1 pseudogene is annotated in these 453 nt (G+C 48.6%); it reads left to right on the top strand.

The annotated features are described in order from the left end of the window. Nucleotides 1-453, top strand: a pseudogene (locus ACU8YC_RS27440) (alpha-amylase family glycosyl hydrolase); the annotation flags it as partial.

The raw sequence follows: 453 nt of genomic DNA, 5'->3' as shown, positions 1-453 counted from the left end.
AAATGACATCGGCATCAATATGGTATGGTTGCCCCCCGCTTATAAAGGCGCTTCTGGCGGTTATTGGGTGAGTTACGACTCTTATGATCTGTTTGATCTGGGTGAGTTTGACCAAAAGTGAACCGTCGCAGCCAAATACGGCGATAAGAATCAACTGCTGGCAGCGATAGACACGCTGAAACACAATGATATTGCCGTCCTGCTGGACGTAGTGGTTAACCACAAAATGGGAGCGGATGAGAAAGAGAATATCCGCGTCCAACGGGTTAACGCCGACGATCGCACACAAATAGACGATGAGATCGTTGAATGCGAAGGCTGGACGCGCTACACCATCCCTGCCCGCGCAGGCCAGTACTCGCAATTCATTTGGGACTTTAAATGCTTCAGCGGCATTGACCATATCGAGAACCCAACCGAAGACGGTATTTTTAAAATCGTTAACGATTACAC

It is taken from the genome of Citrobacter sp. VF227, assembly GCF_052950715.1.
Note: the sequence above shows the minus strand (reverse complement) of the source record. Positions and strands in the feature narration are given on the sequence as shown.